The following is a 294-nucleotide window of genomic DNA, read 5'->3' as shown; positions in this document are numbered from 1 at the left end:
CGGTGGATTCCATGGCGACACGGGTGACGCCATGTTCTTCGAGCCACTCCAGCAGGTCGCCAAGTCCCTTCGAGAACGTGGAGAAGGTTTGAATGTCCTTTTGAATGTGTCCATCTTCTTCCCATAGTGCGCAGGCGACGATGGTTTCGGCATGAACATCCAATCCTGCGCAGCGAGGATAGATGACATCCATGATGAAAATCCTCCTTTTCGATGATCGAGTGCGCAAACAGCGAATCCACGGGAGACATGCGGCAGTTTTCCGTTCGTCGTTACCTTTCCTCCGCATCGGGA

General features: G+C 53.4%; 1 pseudogene. It reads right to left on the bottom strand.

Annotated elements, in window-relative coordinates:
* A pseudogene (locus tag I656_RS0116950) lies at window positions 1-193 on the bottom strand (hypothetical protein); the annotation flags it as partial.
* Window positions 194-294 lie beyond the last annotated feature (101 nt).

It is taken from the genome of Geobacillus sp. WSUCF1 (assembly GCF_000422025.1).
GTDB lineage: Bacteria > Bacillota > Bacilli > Bacillales > Anoxybacillaceae > Geobacillus > Geobacillus zalihae.
The sequence above is the reverse complement of the archived record's forward strand: the minus strand, read 5'-3'. Positions and strand labels throughout refer to the sequence as shown.